This is a genomic window from Gordonia sp. 34D, assembly GCF_056682775.1.
In genome coordinates, this window is sequence record NZ_CM155293.1 from 1,649,521 (window position 1) to 1,666,645 (window position 17,125).

Annotated in this window: 20 protein-coding genes and 1 pseudogene; 4 read left to right on the top strand and 17 right to left on the bottom strand. The window is 65.0% G+C overall.

Translation table 11 applies throughout. The annotated features are described in order from the left end of the window. Positions 1 to 2 precede the first annotated feature (2 nt). Genes AC1L34_RS07635 through AC1L34_RS07660 form a run of 6 tightly spaced genes read right to left on the bottom strand, consistent with a single transcriptional unit; the run spans position 3 to position 4,734 of the window. Positions 3 to 485, bottom strand: a complete 483-nt coding sequence (locus AC1L34_RS07635; protein ID WP_424322419.1) for an NUDIX hydrolase — start codon at positions 483 to 485, stop codon at positions 3 to 5. Continuing rightward, the gene (locus tag AC1L34_RS07640; protein WP_424293582.1) at positions 485 to 820 is read right to left on the bottom strand and encodes a 4a-hydroxytetrahydrobiopterin dehydratase; all 336 of its coding nucleotides are present in this window, start codon (positions 818 to 820) and stop codon (positions 485 to 487) included. The genes AC1L34_RS07635 and AC1L34_RS07640 overlap by 1 nt, the downstream gene beginning before the upstream one ends. 3 nt (positions 821 to 823) lie before the next feature. Then, on the bottom strand, positions 824 to 1,795 hold the full coding sequence (locus tag AC1L34_RS07645; protein WP_480035250.1) for an esterase/lipase family protein: 972 nt from the start codon (positions 1,793 to 1,795) through the stop codon (positions 824 to 826). 30 nt (positions 1,796 to 1,825) lie between these two features. Then, positions 1,826 to 2,368: a GNAT family N-acetyltransferase gene (locus AC1L34_RS07650; protein ID WP_424293580.1), complete on the bottom strand. Its 543-nt coding sequence runs from the start codon at positions 2,366 to 2,368 to the stop codon at positions 1,826 to 1,828. 44 nt (positions 2,369 to 2,412) lie between these two features. Then, positions 2,413 to 3,180, bottom strand: coding sequence for a crotonase/enoyl-CoA hydratase family protein (locus AC1L34_RS07655; protein WP_424293579.1), 768 nt, complete (start codon positions 3,178 to 3,180; stop codon positions 2,413 to 2,415). 39 nt (positions 3,181 to 3,219) lie between these two features. After that, positions 3,220 to 4,734, bottom strand: coding sequence for a class I adenylate-forming enzyme family protein (locus AC1L34_RS07660; protein ID WP_424293578.1), 1,515 nt, complete (start codon positions 4,732 to 4,734; stop codon positions 3,220 to 3,222). A 143-nt stretch (positions 4,735 to 4,877) separates the two neighbouring features. Between AC1L34_RS07660 and AC1L34_RS07665 the strand changes: the two genes are divergently transcribed. Then, entirely contained in the window at positions 4,878 to 5,477 is a 600-nt protein-coding gene (locus AC1L34_RS07665) for a TetR/AcrR family transcriptional regulator (protein ID WP_424293577.1), read from the top strand. Between the two features lie 47 nt (positions 5,478 to 5,524). Beyond that, positions 5,525 to 6,733 (top strand): acetyl-CoA C-acetyltransferase, encoded by a 1,209-nt coding sequence (locus AC1L34_RS07670; RefSeq protein ID WP_424293591.1) that lies wholly within the window; start codon positions 5,525 to 5,527, stop codon positions 6,731 to 6,733. 56 nt (positions 6,734 to 6,789) lie between these two features. Here the strand turns inward: AC1L34_RS07670 and AC1L34_RS07675 are convergent, their stop codons facing one another. The 4 genes and pseudogenes from AC1L34_RS07675 to AC1L34_RS07690 all read right to left on the bottom strand — a co-directional run bounded on the left by AC1L34_RS07675 (position 6,790) and on the right by AC1L34_RS07690 (position 10,542). Next, positions 6,790 to 8,184, bottom strand: a complete 1,395-nt coding sequence (locus AC1L34_RS07675) for an HNH endonuclease signature motif containing protein (RefSeq protein ID WP_424293576.1) — start codon at positions 8,182 to 8,184, stop codon at positions 6,790 to 6,792. Between the two features lie 635 nt (positions 8,185 to 8,819). After that, positions 8,820 to 9,020: a hypothetical protein gene (locus tag AC1L34_RS07680; RefSeq protein WP_424322416.1), complete on the bottom strand. Its 201-nt coding sequence runs from the start codon at positions 9,018 to 9,020 to the stop codon at positions 8,820 to 8,822. Between the two features lie 313 nt (positions 9,021 to 9,333). Beyond that, a pseudogene (locus AC1L34_RS07685) lies at positions 9,334 to 10,116 on the bottom strand (LLM class flavin-dependent oxidoreductase); the annotation flags it as partial. Between the two features lie 36 nt (positions 10,117 to 10,152). After that, complete coding sequence (locus AC1L34_RS07690) at positions 10,153 to 10,542, bottom strand: heavy metal-responsive transcriptional regulator (RefSeq protein ID WP_042529932.1); 390 nt, start codon at positions 10,540 to 10,542, stop codon at positions 10,153 to 10,155. A gap of 106 nt (positions 10,543 to 10,648) precedes the next feature. Here AC1L34_RS07690 and merA point away from each other — a divergent pair, with 106 nt between their 5' ends. Further along, positions 10,649 to 12,073, top strand: a complete 1,425-nt coding sequence (gene merA, locus AC1L34_RS07695) for a mercury(II) reductase (protein ID WP_061225165.1) — start codon at positions 10,649 to 10,651, stop codon at positions 12,071 to 12,073. A gap of 49 nt (positions 12,074 to 12,122) precedes the next feature. After that, positions 12,123 to 12,425 carry a hypothetical protein gene (locus AC1L34_RS07700; RefSeq protein ID WP_081275423.1) on the top strand — a complete coding sequence of 101 codons (303 nt, stop codon included), beginning with the start codon at positions 12,123 to 12,125 and terminating at the stop codon, positions 12,423 to 12,425. A gap of 18 nt (positions 12,426 to 12,443) precedes the next feature. On the opposite strand, the gene AC1L34_RS07705 is transcribed toward AC1L34_RS07700, so the two are convergent. The 7 genes from AC1L34_RS07705 to AC1L34_RS07735 all read right to left on the bottom strand — a co-directional run bounded on the left by AC1L34_RS07705 (position 12,444) and on the right by AC1L34_RS07735 (position 16,989). Then, positions 12,444 to 13,028 (bottom strand): hypothetical protein, encoded by a 585-nt coding sequence (locus AC1L34_RS07705; RefSeq protein ID WP_480035251.1) that lies wholly within the window; start codon positions 13,026 to 13,028, stop codon positions 12,444 to 12,446. Beyond that, a complete protein-coding gene (locus AC1L34_RS07710) occupies positions 12,982 to 14,205 on the bottom strand; it encodes a relaxase/mobilization nuclease domain-containing protein (protein ID WP_480035252.1) in 1,224 nt (407 codons plus the stop codon). Before AC1L34_RS07710 ends, AC1L34_RS07705 begins: the two co-directional genes overlap by 47 nt. Next, the gene (locus AC1L34_RS07715) at positions 14,202 to 14,792 is read right to left on the bottom strand and encodes a hypothetical protein (protein ID WP_035123391.1); all 591 of its coding nucleotides are present in this window, start codon (positions 14,790 to 14,792) and stop codon (positions 14,202 to 14,204) included. The genes AC1L34_RS07710 and AC1L34_RS07715 overlap by 4 nt, the downstream gene beginning before the upstream one ends. Continuing rightward, positions 14,789 to 16,201 (bottom strand): Rep family protein, encoded by a 1,413-nt coding sequence (locus tag AC1L34_RS07720; protein WP_480035253.1) that lies wholly within the window; start codon positions 16,199 to 16,201, stop codon positions 14,789 to 14,791. Before AC1L34_RS07720 ends, AC1L34_RS07715 begins: the two co-directional genes overlap by 4 nt. 94 nt (positions 16,202 to 16,295) lie before the next feature. Continuing rightward, positions 16,296 to 16,532: a hypothetical protein gene (locus AC1L34_RS07725; RefSeq protein WP_480035254.1), complete on the bottom strand. Its 237-nt coding sequence runs from the start codon at positions 16,530 to 16,532 to the stop codon at positions 16,296 to 16,298. Further along, entirely contained in the window at positions 16,529 to 16,777 is a 249-nt protein-coding gene (locus AC1L34_RS07730; protein WP_035123395.1) for a helix-turn-helix domain-containing protein, read from the bottom strand. The genes AC1L34_RS07725 and AC1L34_RS07730 overlap by 4 nt, the downstream gene beginning before the upstream one ends. After that, positions 16,777 to 16,989: a hypothetical protein gene (locus AC1L34_RS07735; RefSeq protein WP_053446998.1), complete on the bottom strand. Its 213-nt coding sequence runs from the start codon at positions 16,987 to 16,989 to the stop codon at positions 16,777 to 16,779. Before AC1L34_RS07735 ends, AC1L34_RS07730 begins: the two co-directional genes overlap by 1 nt. Positions 16,990 to 17,125: the final 136 nt, after the last annotated feature.

Below are 17,125 nucleotides of genomic sequence, written 5' to 3' on the forward strand. Positions count from 1 at the left end.
AGCTAGCCATGGAATAGCGTGTCGCCGGACCCGGTGGCCGCGAGGCGGATTCGTTCACGCAGGTCGTCGGATGCCACAGCCGCGAGGTCATCGAGATCGTGCCAGCCGACCGCTGTCATCTCACCGTCGGCCGGGTGTGGGTCTCCGGAGATCCAGCGGCATCGGAACGTGAGGTCGAAGTAGTCCACTTGGTCGCCGTTGACGTGTGTCTTTCGCGGCAGTTGGTGGACCCACGCGAGTCGCTCCACCGCAATCTCGACGCCCGCCTCTTCCATCGCCTCCCGGCGTGCGGCGAGCGCGGGCTCCTCCCCTGGATCAACGATCCCGGTGATTGGCGTCAACGCACCGTCGTCGGACCGTGTTCCGAGGAGAACTGCTATGCCCGCCGGCGACTCGCGCAGGATCACCGCGGTGACACCGATCAAGACCAGTGGCTCGTGACCGATGTGCTCGCGGAGCTTAAGGACGTATTCGGGTGTCGGCATCAGTCGCGCGGCACCGCGACTACACCCTGCGCTGCGGCGATCTCGTCGATCCATTGTGCGAGCGCGACGTCGAGCTCCGTCAATTGTCCGGCACTGTGGGTGACGATTCGGAAGGCGACCGTGGAGTAGCGAAGGTCGATGTCGGGATGATGCCCGGACGCTTCGGCTGCGGCGACCACGGCGGTGACCAGGTCGAGCCCGCTGACCATGGTGCCGGGCCAGAAACTCGCCACGAGTTCCCCATCGACGACGGCCCAGGCTTCCGAGGTTTGTGCCATTGCCTCAGCCTCGGTGAGTCGGGCGGGCAGATGGGGATCTGGATTGTGTTGTTCCATGAGCTAACCTCCGGTGAACGGTTCCACAGCGACGCACGGGACGCGGCGCGGATGCGCGGGGTCGAGCGCATTCAGGACCAGTGCGGCACTGCGGCGGTTGGAAGTGATGGACATGTGATCGGAGTGATCACGTGCACAACCGTCCTGCACCACAATGTTACGGACTTGGGTGCCAGGTGGCCCGTCGAGCAGGCCAACGCTGTACGGGGTCACGATCTCGTCGTGGCGGGTCACGATGTTGGTGTAAGCGACGCCTGGCAGGTAGGGCGTCGGTTCACGGACCGCGCGGTTGAAGTTGAGATCGGCAGGCGGCGTCGAACACGCGGGGCACGCCGGTCGAGTTGGCTCCAGGATTCCGAGACTTTTTCTAAATTCGGCGACCGCTTCGCCGCGGGCATCGTCGTCATCCGGTCCTTGCCGCCAGTAGGGTGCGAGCGACACGTAGTGCGCCACATGGCCTCGGCCACCCAAATACTTCATCCAATAGGTTGGAATCTCGGTGCCGAGGGAGTGACCGACAATGTCGACTTTGTCGGTGCGGGTCGCTGCCAGGACGCGATCGATAAACGTCTTCACATCCCAGGCGCTGTCTATCTTGGGGCCTAGACCGCCCAGAGCCGACGCGGGCCAGACCGGTGACAGGGCACCGTAGGTGGGCGCGAAGACACAGTAGCCCTCGTTCTTGAGGACTGCGGCGAGGGTTACCCAGTTGGTTTGGCGACCGCCACCGCTGCCGTGCAGCAGAACTACCGGGCGCGGATGCTGCTGTGTGGGGCGGCAGGTCAAGTCGTTGGTTCCGGGAAGGGATCCGCCGGGGTTCGACAGTTCAGCGCGAATACCGTCGAGGAAGTTGTAGGTGACCGGCAGCTTGTTCGGTGCCCCCGGAGCCGCTGCCACCGGGGTCGCCAGCAGCCCGGCAACGACGACTGTCACTACAGCGGAGACCAGGACGTTGATCGCGCGGCCGGTCCTCATTGCTTCGCTACTTCTTCGGGCGTTTGCTGCTCAGTTGGTGGCGGCGAGGTGGTCGGCTTGGAAGATCGCCATGCGGGTCACGTCTCGGTAGGCACCATCGGCGAAGTACTCCTCCTTGAGCACCCCTTCCACACCAAATCCGGCCTTGCCGTACACGTGGATGGCCGACGGATTGTCGTTATCGACGAGCAAGTACACCTTGTGCAGGTTGAGCGAGCGGAAAGCAAAGTCGAGTGCTGCTCGGGTTGCGGTTCCCGCGAAACCGCGTCCCTGCTCACCCGGCGCAATGATGATCTGGAATTCACAATGCCGGTGCAACAGATCGATATTCACCAGTTCGACCAGCCCAACTCTGCGACCAGCGGAGTCAACGATAAATCGTCGGTCACGGTCGTCATGGTGGTTCGCCGTGTGCGCATCCTCAAGATCGGCAAGGGTCAGGTGAGCTGGCGAAAACCAGAACCGCATCACGTCTGGATCGTTGAAGAGCGCATGGATGAACGGCAGATCGGATTGTTCAAGCGCACGGAGGGTTGGTGCGGCAAACCTCTCCGAAATCGTGGCGTCAGACATGTCTCGACCCTACGTTGCATGCGGTCGATACGGGAACGTCAACGCTAGATGTCGTCGAATGATCCGCCGCGGCCTTTACCGGAGGCAAATCGGCCTGCACCTCCGACGCCGTCAACTTGCAGCGAGGTCATACCAATCGCGAACTCGTGCCGCAGGGCCGCTTCTTCGGTGTCGGACCATTGGGCCCTGGCCGACCGACGGTCTCCGCGCATGCAGACGGCGGGCATTCGCGCGATCTCGTGTGCCAATGCCACTGCGACATCACGTGCGGTACCTGCTGGGACCACTCGGTTGACGAGGCCAAAACTCAAGGCTTCTGGGGCGTCGACGGGGCGGCCGGTAAGGATGAGATCCATTGCACGGCTGTGCCCAATCAGGCGTGGGAGTCGGACTGTGCCACCGTCAATCAGCGGTACACCCCAGCGTCGACAGAACACCCCGAGCGTGGCATCTTCGTCGGCGACGCGGAGGTCGCACCAGATGGCGAGTTCCAGGCCTCCCGCCACTGCGTGGCCATTGATTGCGGCGATGACCGGCTTGCTCAAGTCCATTCGGGTCGGCCCCATTGGGCCGTCGCCTTCCAGATTCAGCGGGTTGCTCCGGTCAGTCCCGACTGCTTTAAGGTCGGCGCCCGCGCAGAACGACGGCCCGTCGCCTGCCAAGACTGCCACCTGTGAGTCGGAGTCTTCAAACGCCCGGAAGGCCTCGGCCAGTTCACGTGACATGATCCCGTCGACCGCATTGTGGCGGTCGGGTCGCGCCATGATGATGATCGTGACGTCGCCGTCGCGCTCAACTCGGATATCTTTCATATTTCGAGCCTCCCCGTTTCCAGTTGCCATTGGTTGCCGCTACTTGTTCCACAGCGGCTCGCGCAGGGCTCGGCGCAAGATTTTGCCGACCGCAGACTTCGGAATGGCGTCTATGAACATCACGGATTTCGGTGCCTTGTGCGCAGCGATCTGCGAACGAACGTGTGCAATCAAGTCGGCTTCGGTGACATCGACACCCGGCTTTCGTACGACGAAGGCGGTCACTGCCTCGACCCACGTGTCGTCGGGTGCGCCGACAACTGCACATTCGGCGACCGCCGGGTGCGAAGCGAGCGCATCCTCCACTTCGCGCGGGTACACGTTGTAGCCGCCGGAGATGATCATGTCGCTGGTGCGGTCAACGAGGAACAGATAGCCGCGATCGTCGAATCGGGCCAAATCGCGTGTGCGTAGCCAACCGTCGGCGGTGATCGTCTCGGCATTGAGTTCGTCCGCGTCAAAATAGCCCGCCATCTGAAAGGGTGCCTTCAACGTAATTTCGCCGATCTCCCCCTGCGGCACCTCATGACCGTCCTCGTCGATGAGCTTCAGGTCCACATCGTTGGCTGGCATTCCACATGCGCCCCACAGCGTGCGGTCTGCATGCGCAAATTCGTCCAGGCTCGCGATAACCAGCGGGGATTCAGTCTGCCCGTAGTACTGCGCGAGGATCGGACCAAACGCTTCGATCGACCGTTCCAAGACGGGCGCTGGCATCGGGCTGGCACCGTAGATGACCTTCCTCATCGATGACAGATCGGCACCGTTGAGGACTCCCGTGTTGAGGAGCATTGCGAACATCGTCGGGACCAGGTTGGTTTCGGTGACTCGGTAGCGGCTGATTGCGTCGACGAATCCCGTTGGCTCAAATCCGGGGAGGATGGCGGACGCACCGCCGCGGATCCAGTACGGCAGGACAAACGTTCCGCTGGCATGGATCAGCGACGCAGCATGCAGCATCACCGAATCAGGTTGCGGATTAAGCAAATTGCCAAGGATATTGGAGCAGATTGCTCCGTATGACGCCTGCGTGTGCACGACCGCTTTGAGCTTGCCTGTGGTCCCAGACGTGTAGAGCATGAGCGTCGGATCATCAGGCGTCAGAGCCACGTCCGGCTCACCTATCGGGTCCGACGACGGCGACAAGAGGTCAGCGGGGTCACTCGTTCCGACGCGGAACACCCGCAGTTCAGGAATCCTGGTGGCCAGTTCGGCAGCGCGGTCGGCCAGGGTCGAATCAGCAACGACGACAGTCGCTTTGGACCCTTCCAACATGGCGGCGTGTTCATCGAGCGACAGTCGTGCGTTCAGCGGGACGCGTACGACACCGGACTTGATGGCGGCAAAATCAACGGGCAGAGAGTGCAGTCCATTGTTGACCAAGAGCGCGACATGGGTGCCCTTGGCGATTCCCGCTTCGATCAGTCGGTGTGCGATGAGGTTGGCGCGGTCGTTCACTTCACGGAACGTGAGAGTGTCGTCGCCGAAGTACACGGCAGTGCGGTCGGCGTGCGCCAGGGCGCCGCGTCGAATGTGCGTAGCTGCCATGACCATGGCTGGCTCCTTTGTGTTGCAGTTCGTGATGCCCGATTCTTAAAACAGATCATTCAGTCTGTTTTAGTTTCTGTCAAGACCCTTCCTCTGCCAAGGCTGCCCACCTCCCGCCAAGATTGCCCAACTCCTGCCAAGATTGCTCTGTGAGCATTCAGCCTCGTCAAGAACGTGCAGTCCGCACCCGCGACCAGATCCTGTCCGGAGCCGTGGAGGTTTTGGTGGAGTTCGGATATGCCGGAATGACCATGCAGCGGGTGCAGACGGCTGCGGGAGTTAGCCGCGGCGCGCTCACCCACCACTTCGGTTCGATGACCGAAATCGCTGTTGCCGCAATTGATTTCATCGCCGAGAACCAGGGCGAGGAGATTCGCGGCGCGGTTGGTCCAAACACCTCAGCGGAGCAAGCGGTCGATATCGTTCATGAGATCACGCGACGGCCGACCTTCGTGGCTGGCCTACAACTGTGGATGGCGGCACGCACAGAACCTGCGCTCCGGGAAGCTTTGCAGCCCGGCGCGCACCGACTGTTCCGCGACCTGCATGACTCGCTGGCACCGTTTGTCGATCGACTCAGCGTTGACGGCGATATCGACGGCGAGCACTATCTGATTTTCCTCGATGGACTGCTCAGTTTGCTTCGCGGCTTAGCCATTGGCGCGGTGTTGCGCGACCGACCCGATCGGGAGAAGCAGGTTCTCGCGACGTGGCTGGCGGCGTTCTCTTCGGGGCAACAGTCCTCTTAGTTGCCCCTTGCGGTGGCACAGTGTTTGTCATGAGCACTGCGTCAGCCATGAGGGACGTCGTTATTTGCGAGCCGGTCCGTACCCCGATCGGTCGATACGGCGGTGCGTTGAAAACACTCTCGGCCGCTGAACTCGGCGAGATTGCATTGCGAGGCCTCCTCGATCGAACCGGGGTTGCACCGGCCTCGATTGACGATGTGATTCTCGGGCACGTGTATCCGACCAGCGAGGCTCCGGCGATCGGTCGCGTCGTCGCGCTCGACGCTGGTCTGCCGGTGACCGTGCCTGGCGCGCAGGTGGATCGTCGGTGCGGGTCGGGCTTGTATTCGGTGGTCATGGCTGGAATGCAAGTGGCCAGCGGCGTCAACGACATTGCGGTCGCTGGCGGTGCCGAGTCGATGAGCAATGTGCCTTTCTACAGCACCGATATGCGGTGGGGTGTACGTGGTCCCGGCGTGATGTTGCACGATGGTTTGGCGCGCGGGCGGGTTACGGCGGGCGGTCGGAATTATCCGGTGCCTGGCGGGATGATCGAGACTGCCGAAAACCTCCGACGCCAGTACTCGATTTCCCGAATCGAGCAAGACGAGTTGGCAGTGGAGTCGCACCGTCGCGCTGTTGCTGCGCAGCACTCGGGCGTGTTTGCCGAGGAGATTGTGCCGGTGACCGTCCGCTCCAAGAAGGGCAACATTGTCGTTGATTCTGACGAGCATCCCCGTGCGGACACAACTATGGAGAGCCTATCTCGCCTGCGGCCGATGCTCGGCGCGTCCGACCCTGAAGCAACGGTCACTGCGGGCAATGCGAGTGGACAGAATGATGCCGCCGCTGTCTGCTTCGTGACCCATCCGGAGTACGCCGAACGCGTGGGTTTGCGGCCGATCGCGAAGCTGGTGTCGTGGGCTGTGGCTGGCGTCGATCCGGCCTACATGGGCATTGGCCCCGTCCCTGCCAGCAATGCAGCACTAGCGCGCGCTGGGTTGTCGTTGGAGGACATGGATGTCATCGAGCTCAATGAGGCCTTCGCCGCGCAGGCTCTCGCCTGCACACGGGAATGGGGTTTGGTCGCAGACGATTTCGCCCGTATCAACGTTCACGGCTCGGGCATCTCCCTCGGACATCCCGTTGGTGCGACAGGCACTCGCATGATCGGGACACTGGCCCGGGAGCTGCAGCGACGCGACGCCCTGTACGGCCTCGCGACCATGTGCATCGGCGGCGGCCAGGGCTTGGCCGCGATCATCGAACGGGTTTAGCTCCGAGCCTCTTCACCTTTCCCACCCTTGCAGCACCCCGGTTACACTGCAATGCCTCAGGCCGCGGCGTCGTTGGCGATCGTCATCGTGCGCCTAGCGTGCGAACGCACCACCCGAACCTTCTCGCCCGGCCGAGCCGGATCGGCCGGCACCCGAAACCACGGGTGATGGTCGTGGCCCATGAACACTTCCCAGCCTCCGTGGTGAACCATCGTGTGGTGCATCCGGCACAACAACACCGAATTCTCAACACTCGTCGCCCCGCCCTGCGACCACGGAACAATATGGTGCGCATCAGTCCAACCAACCGGGCGCCCACACCCCGGCGCCGCACACCCCCGATCACGGGCCTCCAACGCTTTGCGAATCGGGACCGTCACCGTCCGATGCTCACGCCCCACGTCCAACACCGCACCCTCACCATCAACGCCAATCCGACGTAACGCCGAATCACACAAAACCAACCCGACGGTCAGGTCCGACACCGGCCCAGTAAACCCAAGCGACGCCACCCGACCCGAGCCAACAGAACCACCAGCACCTGGGACCGAGCCCGAACCTGCACTCCCCGAACCAGATTCGGCCACCACCGGAACCAAAAGGCTCACGTGCGGCAACACCCCACCATTCGTCGGCCGCTCACTACCAGACAGATACGTCCGCACAATCTGCCCGAACGCATCAGCCCGACGCTGCCCCACATTCCGCGGATCCCGACCCCCATCCGGTGCCAACACTGGCCGACACAGCGGATCGAGAGCCTGCAGCAGTTCCTCCCCCAACACCACATCCACATCCAGCGCCACACTGGTACGACCATCAGCCCCGACCACCACACTCATCTCATTGAGCTCAGCGTCCTCAGCCACCGGAACCGCCTCCGGATCCAACTCCTCCGCGTCCGGCGCCAGCTCGATCGCGATCTCCCGCGCCCGATTCCTAACGTCCCCCGGCCGCTCCTGCACGATCAGCCTGCGCGCCACCTGCGCCTCAGCCTCAGTGTCGAGCTCAACCCGCTTCCCCACAAAGGTGAGCCCTTCCCCCACCGCATCAGCGTGCTCGATCGGCACCCCACCAACCCGAGCCTGCGAAGCCAACCCGGACAGGGCTTCCACCGACTCAAACGACTTCCCCACGCGCGCCAGCCGATACGCGACCGCCGGCGGAACCCCCAACCCCAACAGCAGATCAGCCCCGGTCTTCAAACGCTTTCGCATCGGAACCCCAACCCGCACCGCACTTTGCACCGTCTGCGCGAGCAGCGTGTTCGCCACATTCAGCAACCGCACCCCCTCGACCAACACCGCGAGGACTTCACCGTCGTCGACCCCGGCAGGCGAAGCGTTGGCGAGCAACCCCGCCAACGACCCACCACCCGCCTGCTCTTCCACCCCGGAGAGGTCATCGGAAAGCCGATCGGCGAACTCCCTGACCACTTCAGAAACGCTCATGACATTCCCCCTCTTTCAAGAAACGAAGTATTCAGCCACCCACCGCACCCGCCCGAGCCCCCCGGATCACCGGAAACCACCAAGCCAGCGCGGCAGCAATTTTGACCCCACCAACAGGGCCGTCAAGCAGGCAGTAACCGCGCCCGACAACCCCATGCCGCCGGGCCAGCGGTACCACCCATTGCCGTCGCAACACTCACCCGTACTTCCTCGGCAGTGCCGTGGAAGCAGTTGGTGTCGCCGTGTGCCGCGACGCGCTTTTAAGTTTTCAAAGAACACCAACCACTCGAACAAAGTCGAGTAGTTGATGTGATCTACGTTACTCCGGAGATTCAATTAGCACAAGTGTTCGATTCGAATTTTCGTCGATCGCCCCGCTCACCATCGACGCTGCCAGCACAGGCAACACCTGGCCGTCGTTCAAGCGACCTACCCCAGCCACGAAGATTTCGACCAATTCGCCATATTCGGACAGCCAGTTCGTCGAATCTATTCGGCGGCAATCTGTTTCACAGGGGAAGTGTCGTGCAGTCTCGTGTTCTTAAGGTCGTCGCGGTGTTCACCGCGTGCCTCGCATTGGTGTTCGCAAGTGCGCCGGCTGCCCACGCCGATGTGGACCGAAACGACCTTAAGGATCAGCTGTCGAGTTCCCTCGTCCGCGTTGTTGCCGACTCGTCAGACGTCTCTAATGCGACCACCGAACCCATGCCGCTGATCTCGCGAAGCCCGGTCTTGATGATCGCTGAACCGAGGCCGTTTCTGCCCGCGCTGGGCCGAACACCGAGTGTGGCGAGCATCCATGCGTTTGAGGGCGGGAAAGGGAGTTCTGCACTCATAAGGCGACTGAGCCGGTCGCCATGCAATTCAGCAATGCGGGCCCGTGCAGCCTCGGGCGGGTCCGGAGCATTGAGCGGCAAGAATGCTCCGACGCCTTATACTTCGTCATCTACCAGAACAAGGCCATGGGCAAGTCCGTGCTCCAGATAGATTCGTTGCGGTTCCTCAAGGCGCGCGGCGTAGTGGTCCGTCGGGATCGACCACCGTGTCCACGGGTACTGGTCAAAGGCCAGCGCAAGTGTGTGCGCTGCTGCAGCGAGGTCGAACGAGGTCGCGGTTCGAATCGAGTAGTGCACTCATCCAAGTTGCCGATCACCGCCAGCCCAACGCCGGTGCCACGTGAGTCAGAACCGATTCGATGACGTGGGCGTTGTAGTCGACGCCCAACTGGTTCGGCACCGTCAACAGCAGCGTGTCTGCGGCGGCGATAGCTTCGTCGCCCCGCAGTTGTTCGATGAGTTTGTCGGGCTCGTCGGCGTAGCTGCGGCCGAATCGGGACCTTTCCCCTTCGATGACACCGATCTGGTCCTCGCTGTCACGACCACGGGCACCGAAATAGAGTCGGTCAGTGTCATCGATGAGCGGGAAGATGCTGCGGCTCACCGAAACCCGAGGCTCCCGCTCGAATCCGTGAGCTTTCCACTCATCGCGGAAACGCTGGATCTGTTCGGCCTGCAACTGGTGGAACGGAACGCCGGTGTCCTCGGTGAGGAGGGTCGAACTCATGAGATTGAGGCCCTGGCGTGCAGTCCATTCAGCAGTCGCGCGCGTTGCCGCACCCCACCAGATGCGGTCCCGCAAGCCGGGCGAGTACGGCTCGATGCGGAGTGGGCCGGGCGGGTTCGGGAACATCGGACTGGGGTTGGGCTTGGCGAACTTCTCTCCCGAGATCACGCGCATGAAGACATCCGCACGCTTGCGCGCCATGTCGGCGATCGTATGGCCTTCTTCGGGTGCGTACCCGAAGTATTTGTAGCCTTCTTGCACTTGCTCGGGCGAGCCGCGCGAGATCCCCAACTGGAGTCGGCCGCCGGAGATGAGGTCGGCAGCGCCGGCATCTTCGGCCGTGTAGAGCGGATTCTCATAGCGCATGTTCGTGTTATGGCTCTCGTTTTCTCGGTCCGCGTCCCTCTACAGGTACCGGCAGACCTGGTCTGGGCTGCATGTGTCGGGGTCCGGGTGCGCGGCGTCGTGCCGGAGGTCGGCGATGGTGCCGTGCAGGGCGGTGAGCTGGGCGATCTGCTGCTCGATCTCGGCCAGGCGCGCGTCGAGGAGGTCTCGCACGTGCTCGCAGGGCGCGTGGCCGCTGTCGCGGATGTCGAGGATTTGGCGGATCTGGGCGAGGGTGAGGCCTGCGGCCTGGCCACGGTGAACGAAGTCGATCCGGGCGACGGCGTCGGGCGCGTAGTCGCGGTACCCGGATGGCGTCCGGTCGGCCGGGGGCAGCAGTCCCTGCTCTTCGTAGAACCGGAGCGTCTTCGAGGTGGTGCCCGCGCGTTCGGCGAGTTCTCCGATGCGCATTGCGGCCTCCGATCATTCGGCAGGGGCCACGCTTGACCTTCCCCTGCACTGGAAGGTCCAGTATGGCTGAAACGGAACAGAAGTCCAAGCCTTGACGGGAGCAGCGATGCCTACGAAGTACGATCTCGCCATCATCGGATCGGGCGGCGGAGCGTTCGCCGCCGCGATTCGCGCGACCATGCTCGGGAAGTCGGTGGTGATGATCGAGCGTGGCACGCTCGGCGGCACCTGCGTGAACACGGGCTGCGTGCCGTCGAAGGCCCTCATCGCCGCCGCCGATGCACGGCACGTCGCCGCCGACGCCGCCGACCGGTTCCCGGGGATCGCGACGACGGCAGGCCCAGTGGACATGCCCGCGCTGATCGCCGGGAAGCAGGCGTTGGTCGAGACGATGCGGGGCGAGAAGTACGCCGACGTCGCCGATTCATACGGGTGGCACGTCCGGCGGGGAGACGCCGGGTTCGCGGGCACCCCGGACGCGCCGGTGTTGGAGGTCACCGCCGCAGACGGAGCGGTCGAGACGATCGAGGCCGAGCACTACCTGGTCGCCACCGGTGCGCGGCCGTGGGCTCCGCCGATCGACGGCCTGGACGAGGCCGGGTACCTGACCTCGACCACGGCGATGGACCTGACCGAGGTCCCCGAGTCGATGCTGGTGCTCGGCGGCGGCTACGTTGCCCTGGAGCAGGCGCAGCTGTTCGCCCGCCTCGGCTCCCAGGTCACCGTGCTGGTGCGGTCCCGGCTCGCGTCGAAGGAGGAGCCGGAGGTGTCCCGGACACTGCAGGAGGTGTTCGCCGACGAGGGCATCCGGGTGGTCCGCCGCGCGGTGCCGACCCGGGTGTCCCGGGACGCGGCGACCGGGCAGGTCGTGGTTACCGCGGACGTGTCCGGCGGCTCGCAGGAGTTCCGCGCCGACCAGGTGCTCGTCGCCCTCGGACGCCGTCCCGTCACCGACGGCTTGAACCTCGATGCGGTCGGGGTGAAGACCGGGGACTCCGGCGAGGTGGTCGTCTCCGACCATCTGCAGTCGTCGAACCCGCGGATCTGGGCCGCGGGCGACGTGACCGGGCACCCGGAGTTCGTCTACGTCGCGGCCCACCACGGCACCCTCGTTGCCGAGAACGCGTTCGCCGACGCCGACCGGTCCGTCGACTACTCCCATCTGCCGCGGGTGACGTTCACCGGACCGGCGATCGGCGCGGTCGGGATGACCGAGAAGGAGGTCGTCGCCGCGGGGATCCGCTGCGACTGCCGCGTGCTGCCCCTGGAGTATGTGCCCCGGGCGGTGATCAACCGCGACACCCGCGGGTTCATCAAGATCGTCGTGAACGCCGATACGAGCGAGATCCTCGGCCTCACCGCCGTCGCCAAGGACGCCGGGGAACTCGCCGCCGCAGGCGTCCACGTGCTCGGCAAGACCATCGCCGAAGTCGCCGACGCCTGGGCCCCCTACCTGACCATGACCGAAGGCATCCGGATCGCCGCGAAGTCCTTCACCACCGACCCGTCACTGCTCTCGTGCTGCGCATGAACGGCAACGCATGCAATCGGGGAGATCTCATCCGGAAGAGGTGCAGACGATGAGCGCCGATCACGACCGCGACGAACGGCGCGCCGGTCCCATCGTCGCCGCAGGGACCGGGCTGCTCCTACTGGCATGCTGCGCGCTTCCGTTGCTGCTCTGCTGCGGCCTGCCGCTCATCGCGGCGGGCGGAGCACTCGCAGGCGTCGGAGGGCTCCTCGGCAATCCCTGGATCATCGGTGCCGGGATCGCCGTCGCGATGGCCGTCACGGCCGGGATGCTCGTCAGGCTACGGCGGCGGCACCGAGGCCGCAGGACTGGCTGCTGCGAAAATCCTTCGACTGCTGATCGGAACCGGTAGCTCGATCGGATCCAGCCATCACCGCCAACGGGGCCACCTCGGCATCCCGCGGCCCTTCCAGGTCTCCACGAGACCGGCGACCCAGCGGACGGACGCGAAGAGTCCGTAGCCGGCCCCGGCGAGGCCCATGGAGACCACGAGCCAGCGACCGATCCCGAGCCACACGCTCCCGTCCACGTCGAGGGCCCACTGAGCGCCCGTGATAAGCCCGGCGACGGCCATCCAAACACCCGCGACGATCACTGCGACCGACAGCAGCGCGAGGCACATCGACGCGGCGACAGACCAAAGCTGACGGGCCTCCAGCTTCGCCGTTGTGGCGATGATCTTTTCGGCCCGCTCGTTCGCGGCGTCAATCTTGGTTGTTGCCACGGCCCCGGCGTCGGCAGCGGCCCTCTCGATCGACTGCACAGCCTGATCCCGGGCCGTGCTGATCGCACTCGTCGCCTCGGCGCTGGCTTGGGTGATCGACTCCCGCCAGGCCTTCTGCGCACCGTTCGCGGCCCGCTCGAACTTAGCCCGGCTCTCATCGAGATGCTTGGCGGCAGCCTCGGACTTAGAGGCTGAGCCCTTCAGACTCTCCCCGTTGAGGTTCACGCTCATACCCGCGAGAGTGGACGCGATTCCGGCGAGCAGTTCGCTGTTCTCGTTCGACTCCGGCGGCGGCGACGTTGAGGTCAGCTGATGCGAGATCGCGGAGAGCTGCTTCTCCTGCTCCTCGCTGTCCACCTTCACGAACCCCGCGAGCTTCTTCTGCTGCTCGGTCAGCGTGGCGATCCTCGAATTCTGCGCCTCGACGGCGGCGAGGATCGAGGTCAACAGCTCCATCGTCTCCGGACTGCCGAGCGGTTGCGGCGACTGCACGGGCCCGTTCTGCTGCTTCAGCCTGTCGAGTGCTGCGCTCATGTTCCTGCTCCTTCTGCTGCTGGTGGTAGTCGAAGAACGCCTGCGCGCCCTCCGGGGTGAAGTCCGCCGAGAGTGCGCTCGTGCGCTTGCGGCGCTCGGCACGCCCGGACTCGCCGCGGCGGTCCTCGATGTAGAGCGTCCAGGTCTCCTGCCCGGCGCGTTTGCCCTTCTTGCTGACGGGGCTGTGCAGCCGCATCCGTGGCACCCGATCCCCGTCATCACCGAGCTGCTGGTTCTGCTCCTCGATCACCGAGACCAGACCGGCCTTGTCCACCGCGCGGGGATCGGCCAGCGCCGCACTCATCCGGTCGCCCATCTCGCGGTCGAGCGACCCCTCGGCGAAGTCTTCGCGGCGCAGCTCCCAGTCCTTCGGCGCGTGCTCCAGCCGCTTCACGACCGAGAGCCCGTGCTCGCGCATCAGCTCGTCGTTCGCCGACTGCACGCCCTTCTGATTCCCGGCCTTGCGGTCGTGGAACGTGCGATAGTCCGAGAGCGCCTTTCCCGTGCGGTGGTTGTGATTGAGAACCAAAATATGGTTGTGCGGCTTCTTTCCCCGCCCATCCACATGACTGACGACGAGGCAGTCGGAATCCGGGTGCATCTTCTTGGCGAGCTGGTAGCCCAGGTCGTTCACCCGCTGCACGTGTTCGGGGTTCTTCGGGTCGAACTCCTCGTCGCTGAACGACTGGCGGTAGTGCAGCGCCTCGACCTCGCGCGTCGTGTTCTGCGTGAGCGCCCGAGCGCGCGCCGAGAACGCGCCGGGGCCTCCCGGCACATCGCACGTGATCGCGACGCCCCGCTCGTCCTCCTTGCCCCGGATATAGCGCTCCGTGTCGGCGGCGCTGGCGCTCGGGCTGTAGTGCGTCGTGCTCATGACGCCGTCCGATCACCGAGCAGGGCGCGGACCTCGCGCAGCAGCTCGATCAGCTCGGGCACCTCCGACGACAGCGCCACCGCCTCACCGGCACGTGCTCGGTGGTCCAGGTCGTTGACGTTGATCGCCAGCGGGCGGATCTGCGCGGCCAGCTCGCGCGCGTCCGCCGACACCTGCGCGCGCGCCTCGACGCCGAGCAGGTGCGCGGCCACGGCGGCGTCCAGCTCCTCGCTCCGAGAGGCGTGGAGGGCATCGCGCACGACGGCCCGCACCCACGTGCTCGGAGCCAGCCCGAGCCGCTTCGCACGAGTGCGAAGCGCCGCGAGCGTGGCCTCTCCGAAGTCGGTATCGAGCTTCGCGCGGCCCCCACGACGACGCTTCGCGCCGCCGTGACTCTGCCGCACAGCCTCCGCATCAGCCCGACCCGTGTTCACCTGGGAGTCGGTCTGCTGCTCCACCTGTACGCCAGAGTGGCAAGCAGTAGGCATGTCGGACACATCGCTGACGCTCGTGTCCTCCATGCCTGCTTGCGAGGGGCCTCCGGCCCCCTCGACCCCCTGGAAGAGCGCGTCCAGTTCGGTGCTCATGCGGCACCTCCGATCAGTGCCAGCGGCACGTCCGGACTCCGCACGGCGAGCCCGCTCAGCAGCTCCGCGACCGCGCCGTCCGCGTCGTGGTCGGCCGAGGTCTCCGGACCGTAGGTCAGTTCCCGCGACCCGGCGTTCCGGTGGTACGCGTTCCCGTACATGCCGGGCGTGTGCGCGGCGGCCGGAACGCTGCACTGATGCCACTCGTAGGGCTCGATCCTTCCGATTTGCTGCACGAGGTAGCGGTTGATCTCGTCGGCACGGTAGACCTTCACGACCGAGGCCAGGCGGCGGATGAACTGGTCCAGCGCCTCGTCCACGTTGCCCTTCTGACGGGCGTAGTAGAAGAACTCGACGGGCTCGATCGTCGCCGTGATGACGATGAGACGCGGGGCCACCTCGCCCTTGTTCTTATAGCGCGCCTTCGCCGGGGAGGCGTTGTACGGATCGAGCAGCAGCAGCCAGTCGTTCGCGTCCATCGCCGAGGCGCGCAGATCGTCGAGCAGCAGCACTTCCTCCCCGCGCCAGTCATCGAGGGGGTTCCCCGTGGCGGCCCGGTAGACCTGCCACCGCTCGCCGTGGGCGTTCGCCGCGTTGATCGCCTCGGTGATGAAGTCCGTGGCGAACCGGGTCTTGCCGATACCGGCATCCCCGTGCACGAATACCACGTGCGTCGAGAACTCACCGGCGCGGAGCTTCGCCGCCGCCCGGTACGCGCGGCGTTGACCGTAGGCGGACAGGGCATCGTCGATCTCCCGCTGATGCCGCGAGTAGATGTCGAACAGTTCATCGGTAAGCATGATCTGATCGCGCGTGATCTCGCCCTGGAGCACGCGCTCGCGCATGTCCTCGAAGTTCTCGGCGACGACCTTCTTCTTCACGTGGGCGCGACCCTTGAGCCACGTCTCCCGGCGCTGGGCGTCGATGCCGAGGTAGTCCGGCCCGCGCACCGTGGCGACCTCCGAAGGCGCGTACTGGTGCTTGTCCGCGTACTTCACGTGCGTCAGGTACGAGAGCATGTTGTCGAAGGCGTACCGCCCGCGACCGGGCTTCTCGACGTACTGCGGTTCGACGCCGATGCCAAACGCGAGCCGATCCAGAGGCGCGCTCTTCGCGCGGCTGGCGAACTTGATCACCGCGTGCAGGTGATCCGGCTTCGGCTCGACCACGAGGGTCTTCTCGGTGTCGCTCCAGACCTCGCGCTCGTCCTTGTCGTGCACGATGCCGTAGGCCTCGACGACCTCACAGCCGATCGCCTCGAGCCGCTGCACCACGTAGGCGAGGATCGCCCCGGCTCCCTGCTGGAGCAGCGCGGCCCCGTTCGCGTCCTCGGCGGCCCAGGTCCAGTACGACGGATCGAGGTACTGCGTGAGCCCGATGCTCGTCGGGTTGTTCTCCTGCTTAGCCACGGCGACCACCGCCCAGGACGTCGGAAGGAGCGTGCGGCGCCTTAAATGACCCCCTATTGACCCCCAAATGATCCTGCGGGGTCACGCGGTGGAGCTAAGGCGAAACCGGCAGCTGACCAGGCATGTTGTTGCATGGCGCGGCAATCGACAAGCCCTTGCCGCGCCCGTAGGAACGGATGAGGCTTCCAGAACTCTTGGAGTGCGGAGCACGGATGAGGACGGGCATCACGACGACGGGCAGCCCGCCTCCGGCGGATGCCAGGCCAGGCCCATCGGTCGGGCTGGTCAGGTCAGCGGGAGCGGTGGCGCTGGTGCGTTCGGCGGCGTTCATCGGGCACCACCCTTGCGGTAACGCTTGATGACGGCCTGATGCGTGACGCCGAGGGCGTCGCCGATCTTGGCCCAGGTCACCCCGTCGGCGCGGGCATCGGCGACGGCCATCTCGACGGCCTCCTCCAGCACGGAGCGGAGCACGCCGAGGTCGTAGAGGTGCGCTTCGCTGTCGGCGAGGGTGGGGTCGCCCACACGCCAGCGGAAGCCGTTCACGTGGGCGAAGGCGGCGGAGTTGGCGCTCATCAGCGATCACCACCCATCACGGCGGCGACCGCGGCCCGCTGGCGCGGAGTCAGCGGCGTGCGGGCCAGGCGCTCACCAGCTCGGCGACCGGCGGCGAGGGCGGCAGCGATGACGGGATCGAGCCCATCAGCCTGCGGATCGGGGGTCGAATCCTGGTCGAGCCCAGGGCAGTCCAGCGCAGATGCGCGGGGAGCGTCGATAACGACAGACATCGGAAGTCCTCAAACATGAGTGTGCTTCCGGTTCCCCGCCACGGTAATTGGGCTGTTTGACCGGCTACTCATCCGGGAGTAGTACCGCCAGCTTCAAAGTCTGGCCCCCGGTGGGATCTTCTTGTCTGCAACCATT